At 73.9% G+C, this 6,350-nt stretch carries 7 protein-coding genes and 1 pseudogene; 1 reads left to right on the top strand and 7 read right to left on the bottom strand.

Annotated features, from left to right (window positions below; all coding sequences use genetic code 11):
- The 6 genes from EAO77_RS37965 to EAO77_RS37940 form a co-directional block, all read right to left on the bottom strand.
- The coding region (locus EAO77_RS37965) for an FAD-dependent oxidoreductase (protein ID WP_187283627.1) at positions 1-471 on the bottom strand (471 nt) is incomplete at its 3' end.
- Positions 468-863, bottom strand: a complete 396-nt coding sequence (locus tag EAO77_RS39375; protein ID WP_187283626.1) for a cupin domain-containing protein — start codon at positions 861-863, stop codon at positions 468-470. The genes EAO77_RS37965 and EAO77_RS39375, both read right to left, overlap by 4 nt.
- Positions 860-2,227 (bottom strand): lysine N(6)-hydroxylase/L-ornithine N(5)-oxygenase family protein, encoded by a 1,368-nt coding sequence (locus EAO77_RS37955; RefSeq protein WP_187283625.1) that lies wholly within the window; start codon positions 2,225-2,227, stop codon positions 860-862. The genes EAO77_RS39375 and EAO77_RS37955 overlap by 4 nt, the downstream gene beginning before the upstream one ends.
- Before the next feature lie 249 nt (positions 2,228-2,476).
- The gene (locus tag EAO77_RS37950) at positions 2,477-3,115 is read right to left on the bottom strand and encodes a LysE family translocator (protein ID WP_222723757.1); all 639 of its coding nucleotides are present in this window, start codon (positions 3,113-3,115) and stop codon (positions 2,477-2,479) included.
- The gene (locus tag EAO77_RS37945) at positions 3,112-3,426 is read right to left on the bottom strand and encodes a chorismate mutase (protein WP_147992807.1); all 315 of its coding nucleotides are present in this window, start codon (positions 3,424-3,426) and stop codon (positions 3,112-3,114) included. Before EAO77_RS37945 ends, EAO77_RS37950 begins: the two co-directional genes overlap by 4 nt.
- A gap of 67 nt (positions 3,427-3,493) precedes the next feature.
- On the bottom strand, positions 3,494-4,960 hold the full coding sequence (locus EAO77_RS37940) for an MFS transporter (RefSeq protein ID WP_261994350.1): 1,467 nt from the start codon (positions 4,958-4,960) through the stop codon (positions 3,494-3,496).
- A 111-nt stretch (positions 4,961-5,071) separates the two neighbouring features.
- On the opposite strand from EAO77_RS37940, the gene EAO77_RS37935 reads away from it, so the two are divergent.
- On the top strand, positions 5,072-6,076 hold the full coding sequence (locus EAO77_RS37935) for an Lrp/AsnC family transcriptional regulator (RefSeq protein ID WP_187283624.1): 1,005 nt from the start codon (positions 5,072-5,074) through the stop codon (positions 6,074-6,076).
- A 152-nt stretch (positions 6,077-6,228) separates the two neighbouring features.
- Here EAO77_RS37935 and EAO77_RS41645 read toward each other — a convergent pair.
- Positions 6,229-6,312, bottom strand: a pseudogene (locus EAO77_RS41645) (hypothetical protein); the annotation flags it as partial.
- Positions 6,313-6,350: the final 38 nt, after the last annotated feature.

The raw sequence follows: 6,350 nt of genomic DNA, 5'->3' as shown, positions 1-6,350 counted from the left end.
GGCGCCGCCGAGGACGGCCCCGATCCAGCCGGGTACGTCGAGGAGCGCGCACCGGTCCCCCGCGTCGAGGACGGTCTCCCCGGGGCGCGGCGCGAAACCGGGCCAGGCGGTGCGGAGTTCGGCGAGCCGGTCGGGTCCCGCCTCGGGGAGGGTGCCGCCGAGGAAGTGGTCCGCCACGGTCGCGGCGGTGTGCTCGGGCACCACGAAGACCATGGGCTGGGGCCGCCGGAAGTCCGCGAGCGGCGTGGCGGCGAGCAGCCTGCCCGCCTGTCCCATGAGCGCGCGGTGGGTGGCGTCGGGGGCGTACGGGACGACGAGGGCGGCGGAGTGCGCGCTGGCGCCGCCGCCGGGCCGGCCCCGGTCGGCGAGCACGATCCGGGTGCCGGGTGCGCGGCGGGCGGCCGCCCAGGCGGCGGTGGCCCCGATGACTCCGCCGCCGACGATCAGCAGGTCGGCCGGTCGGGCGGTCACCTGGGGTCCCACCAGACGGCGAAGCCGACGAGCGGCCCGGGCCCCCGGCTGACGGCCTGGTGGGGCACGTCGGAGGGGATGAAGACGCTCTGCCCGGCGCGGACCCGGATGACCTCGTCCCCGAGCCGCAGGTCGGCCTCGCCGGCGGAGACCAGCCACATCTCGTGCACGCGGTGGCTCTCGGCCGGGGTGCTCTCGCCGGGGTCGAGGCTCCACCAGTTCACCTTGACGGGCACGTCGGGGCCGTCGGGGAAGCGGTCGGGCAGCACGAATTCCAGCAGGGTGGTGCCGTCGCCGTGAAGTTGCAGTTCGGCGCCGAGCACCCCCGTACGGGGCAGGTGGGCGATGTCCTCGGCGGTCCGCGCGCTCGGGACGTGGGGCACGGCGATCACGGGAGAAACGTCCCTTCTTCCAGGGCGGGCGGGGTGTGGTGGCGCAGGGCGGGGGCCGGGCCGGCGGCCGGATCGAAGGCGAAGGTGGTGTCGAAGCCCTCGGTCCTGAACGTCCGCCGGCCGGTGAGGGAGTTGAGGATGACCGCACTGCGCCAGGCGGAGAGGCTGAGGTTGGGGTCCGCCACGCCGTGGCTGTGGCGGGCTGCGTTCTGCACCCAGACACCGCCCGTGCCGACGGGCGCCCCGGGCTCCGCCGCTGCCGTGGCCGTGTCGAGACGGAAGTCGGCGCGGGTCCGGAAGGTGCCGTCGTCGTGGAGCGGCAGCTCCTCCAGGAGCGGGGCGAGGAACTCGGGTGCGCCGGAGTCGTAGCCGGTGGCGAGGACCACGGTATCGACGGCGGCGATCCGCTCGTCGCCCGGACCCATCCCGGAGAGCAGGGCCTCGTAGCCGTGCTCCGCACGGTTCAGCTGGTCGAGCCGGCAGCCGGGCAGGACGGCGTGGGCGAAGGCGGTGTCCTCCAGGTAGTCCAGCTCGTACAGACGGCGGTAGATGTCGGCCAGCAGGCCCTCGCTGACTCCGTCACTGGCGTAGGTGAGCGCTTCGAGCAGCCGCGCGCGGACCTTGGGGCCGGCCCGGTGGAAGTGGTCGACCGCGCCGGGGGTGAACCAGTCGTTGCTGAACGGGGAGTCGTCGAGCGGCGGGAGGCCGGTCCGGCCGGTGGCCCACACGAGTTCGCCGGGCAGCGCGCCGGGGGCGGAGAGCAGGTGGTGGACGATCTCCGCGGCGCTCTGGCCGCCGCCGACCACCAGGACCCGTGCTCCTCCGGTACGGCGCGGGGCCCGGAGGAAGTCGTGGGCGTGGAAGACACCGGGGCCGAGGAACGGCCGCACCTGCGCGGGCACGTAGGGGCGCCGGCCGACGCCGAGCACGAGGTTGCGGGCCCGCCACGTGGTGTCGGCGGTGTGGACGCTGAACCCCTCCGGGACGCGTTCCACGGCCTGGACCCCCTGGCCGAAGCGGACCGAGCCCACCCGGTCGGCGGCCCAGGCGTAGTACTGCTCGAACTCCTTGCGGCTGACGGCGCTGCGGGAGCTCACCAGGAAGCGGTGGATGCGTCCGCTGGAGACCAGGTAGTTGAGGAAGGAGTGCGGATTCGTCGGGGAGGCGAGGCTGACCAGGTCCTTCCAGGGCGAGACCTGGAGCTTCGCCCCCGGGAGCATGAGGCCGGGGTGCCAGCGCATCGCCGTGTCACGTTCCAGGACGGCGATGCGGAGGCCGGGCACCTCGGTGGCGAGGGCGGCGAGGCTGAGGTTGGAAGGGCCGCAGCCGACGGCGATGACGTCGTACAAGGGGTGTGCGGGCACGTTCCCCTCCGGTCCGTTGGTGCGCTGACGGATGGCTCGGCACGACGGTGTGACGGGCCGCTGCTGGTGGTGCGGTGGCGCGGGGCAGGACTCCGGAAACCGGGGCCGGGGCACGGAGCGACGCTCCGGCAGGTCCGCGGACCGGTGGCCGGCGTGGTGGTGGAGACGGGTTCGGGTGCGGGGACGTCCCGCGGTCGGGCGGTCAGCCGTTCAGCCGTTAGCCATGCAGGCGTTCAGGCGTTCAGGCGTTCAGGCGTTCAGGACGATGACGAGTGCGAGGGCGACGAGGACCGTGCCGGTCGCGACGTTGAGGACGCGTCGGGCGGCGGGGCGCCGGAAGGCGGCCTGGAAGGCGCCCACGGCGAGCGAGACCGCGCAGAACCAGACGAACACCATGAGGACGGTGACAGCGCCCAGCACCGACTTGTCCGCCCAGGTCGAACGGTCCGTCAGGAACTGCGGGAGCAGGGCGACGAGGAACACGATCGACTTCGGGTTGAGGACGTTGGTGATGAGCCCCTGCCGGAACGCGGCCCACCGCACGCCGCCCTCCGCCTGCCCGGCGCCGGCGTCCTGGAGACCGCCGCCGTCGGCCGCCCGGGCCGCGAGCAGGGAACGGACACCGAGGTAGCAGAGGTAGGCCGCACCGGCCAGCGTGATCGCCCGGAAGGCCGTGGGCGAGGCGGCGAGCGCGGCGCCGACGCCCACCACGGCGGCGACGGTGTTGACCGCCATGCCCGCGGCGACGCCCGCCGCCGCCCCCAGGCCCGCGAGCCGCCCCCGCAGTGCCGCGAAGCGGCTGACCAGGGCGAAGTCCGGGCCCGGGGACATGGCACCGAGCAGTGCCACGAGGGCGTAGGACGCCACCACCTCGGTGCCGATCATCATGCGCGGTGCTCCGGGTCCTCGTCGGCGGTGCCCTGCGCGGTGGCCGGCAGCGGGCCCCGGCACGTGGTGAGCAGGAGGTGGGCGAGGGCGGTGCCGGCGGAGCCGAGGCTGCCGGTGTAGCGGGCGATGACCTCGTTCTCCCGGCCGAGCTGGGTGCGCGGTCCGCCGCCGTCGAGACGGATCCGCTGGATGTGGTGGGAGTGCTCACGCCGCTCGGCCACGAGACGGCTGATCTCGGTGTCGATGGTGTCGATGCGGGAGCGGAGGGCGGCGATACCGGCCTGCGCGTCGGTGGTGAGGTCGAGAGGCATGGTGTCTCCGATACGGGTGCGGCAGCAGACGAAGGAGTGGGTGCGGGGCGCGGCCCGGCCGTCCGGCTCAGCCCCGGGCGTGCGGGCCGCGTGCCGGGGGCGGGGCGGGCCGGTCCGGGGCGAGACGGAAGCGCGCGACGAGGAAGGTGACCGCGCACAGCACGGCGACGTACGCGGGGAAGGCCATGTCGGGGGCGTGGTCGCTCGCCCAGAGGCCGACGTAGGGCGCGGTGCCGCCGAAGGCCGCGACGGTCGCCGCGTAGGGCAGACCGATGCCGGTGCCGCGGGCCCCGCGCGGGAACAGCTCCGCCATCACGAGGGCGGCGGTGGCGCCGTAACCGCTGAACAGGAGCAGCCCGGTGATCTCGGCGGTGAGCAGTCCGCCGAAGGAGACTCCGGCGAGGGCGTGGAGCGGGACGCCGGCGACGGCGAACCCGCCGGCGAAGACCATCACCATCCGGCGCGGCCCGATCCGGTCGGCGAGCATGCCGGCGGCCGGCAGCGCCGCCAGCAGGGCCAGTTGGGCGAGCGTGGTGGCGAGCAGCGCGTGGCCGCGGCTGACGCCCGCCTCCGCGGTGGCCCGGGCGGGCAGGCCGACGATCCAGGTGTAGTAGACGACGGTGGCGCCCGCGGTGAGGCCGCACAGCGTGAGGACCGCCCGCGCGTTGCGCCGCAGCGGCGCGAACAGGCCGTCCCGTGCCGCGGCGCGGCGGGCTTCCCCGCCGAGCGTCTCGTCCATCCCGCGCCGCAGCACACCGAGCACCAGGGCGGCGACGCCGCCGACGATGAACGGGATCCGCCAGCCCCAGGACTGCATCGCATCGTGTTCGAGCAGGAGGGCGAGCAGTGCGCCGAGCCCCGAGGCGAGGAGCGTGCCGGCGAGGTTGCCGATGTAGAGGAAGCTGGAGTAGAGGCCCTTGCGCCCGGTGGGGGCGGACTCCACCAGATAGGCTGCGGCAGCCGCGAACTCGCCGCCGGCGGAGAGCCCTTGGACCAACCGGGCCGTCACCAGCAGGACGGGGGCGAGGACACCGACCGTCCCGTAGTCGGGGGTCAGTCCGATGATGAGGCTGCCCGCCGCCATGAGCGCGATCGACACGAGCATGGCCGTGCGCCGGCCGCGCCGGTCACTGATCACCCCCATCACCAGTCCGCCGACCGGCCGGGCCACGAAGCCCACCGCGAACACCGCGAGCGAGGACATCAATGCCGTGCCGACACCCCCCGCGACGAAGAACTTCGTAGCGAAGAACGGCGCCATCAGCGCGTAGACGTTCCAGTCGTACCACTCCAGGGCGTTGCCCACGGTGGCGGCGACGAGGTTGCGCCGGCCGGGGGCGGGAGCGCCCTCGGGGCCGGCGTCCGTCTCGGGGCCGCCGGCCGTATCGCGGGCGGCGTCCGGGGAGCCGGGGGCGGCCGGACCGTCGGCCCGGCCGCGGGGCTCGACGCCCGCCGGGGCACTGGCCTGCCCCGGGCCGTCGCCGGTACCCGCCCCCGCGGATAATCCGGCCTTCACCTGTGCCGCGCGTTCCACCCGTACCCCCCTCAACACGGTGTGCGATGCGTCGGTCACTCTGACATCTGATGAATCAAACCGTCAAGAGATTACTATCCGCTGCATGGATTCGACATGATGGAGCCACGCATGAGTAGCAATGACATCGCAGACGACACGGACCGGCGTATCGCCTCCGCCTTGCAACTGCACGGCCGAGCTCCGTGGGAACAGATCGCCCAGCCCCTCGGCCTGTCCGAACGCACCGTCGCACGTCGCGGCCAGCGGTTGCTGGAAGCCGGCCTGATCCGTGTGGTCGGGCTGCTCGACACGCAGTTGATCGGCCGGCCCGCCCCCGTGCTGCTGCGGCTGCGCACGGAGACCGGTCACGCCCGGAAGGTCGCGGAGAGGTTCTGCGGGCTCCACGAGACCCGGACGGTGATGGCACTGCTGGGCTCCTTCGACCACTTCGTGGAGCTGATCCCCGAGAGCGACGAATCGCTGCGCACCCTGCTGTTCGACGGTCTGCCGCCCCAGGTCCGCAGCTCCTCCTCCCACCCCGTCCTGCGCTTCTACACCGGCAGCCACGAATGGAACGGCGGCGCGCTCACCCCCGCCGAGGAGGCGGCGCTGCGGCAGCCCTCCCGTGCGCCCTTCGGCGCACGGCGCGGAGAGGTGACGCTGCACCCCGACGAACTGCGGATGGCCGCGCTCCTCGCGCAGGACGGCCGGATGTCGACCACCCGGCTGGCGTCCGAACTCGGCGTCAGCCAGGCCACCGCCTCCCGCCGGCTCGCCTCGCTCCTCGAACAGGACGTCATCCGCATACGCGCCGACGTCGCCCCGTCGCTCTTCGGGTGCACCACGGAGGCGCTGCTGTGGCTGAACGTCGGCTACGACCGCCTCGACGCCGTCGGACGCACCCTCGCGGAGCGGCCCGAGGTGATGACCCTCGTCTCGATCACCGGCGACTACCAGGTCTGCGCCCATGTCGCACTCCACGACCCCTACCACCTGCAGGAGTTCCTCACCGGGGTGGTGGGGGCGCTGGACGGCGTCGGCGAGATCGACGTGACCATCCTGCTGCAGGTCTTCAAGCGCGGCGGCTTCGCCGTGCCCTCCGCGGCGGTGGGCCGGGCCGCCGTCGGCGCATGACCGGCCTCCCGCGCGCCGCCGTTCCGCGGACGTGTCCCGTCCGGGCCGGCGGCACGCGCCCCCACCGCGGCGAAGCCGCCGCGCTTGAAGACCTGCAGCAGGATGGTCACGTCGATCTCGCCGACGCCGTCCAGCGCCCCCACCACCCCGGTGAGGAACTCCTGCAGGTGGTAGGGGTCGTGGAGTGCGACATGGGCGCAGACCTGGTAGTCGCCGGTGATCGAGACGAGGGTCATCACCTCGGGCCGCTCCGCGAGGGTGCGTCCGACGGCGT

It is taken from the genome of Streptomyces sp. T39 (assembly GCF_008042045.1).
Classification (GTDB): domain Bacteria; phylum Actinomycetota; class Actinomycetes; order Streptomycetales; family Streptomycetaceae; genus Streptomyces.
Note: the sequence above shows the minus strand (reverse complement) of the source record. Positions and strands in the feature narration are given on the sequence as shown.

What these genes read in the sequence shown, in the direction of transcription:
- EAO77_RS37950 (WP_222723757.1), bottom strand. Translation starts at nt 3,115, where the DNA reads ATGATGATCGGCACCGAGGTGGTGGCGTCCTACGCCCTCGTGGCACTG.
- EAO77_RS37945 (WP_147992807.1), bottom strand. Translation starts at nt 3,426, where the DNA reads ATGCCTCTCGACCTCACCACCGACGCGCAGGCCGGTATCGCCGCCCTC.
- EAO77_RS37935 (WP_187283624.1), top strand. Translation starts at nt 5,072, where the DNA reads ATGAGTAGCAATGACATCGCAGACGACACGGACCGGCGTATCGCCTCC.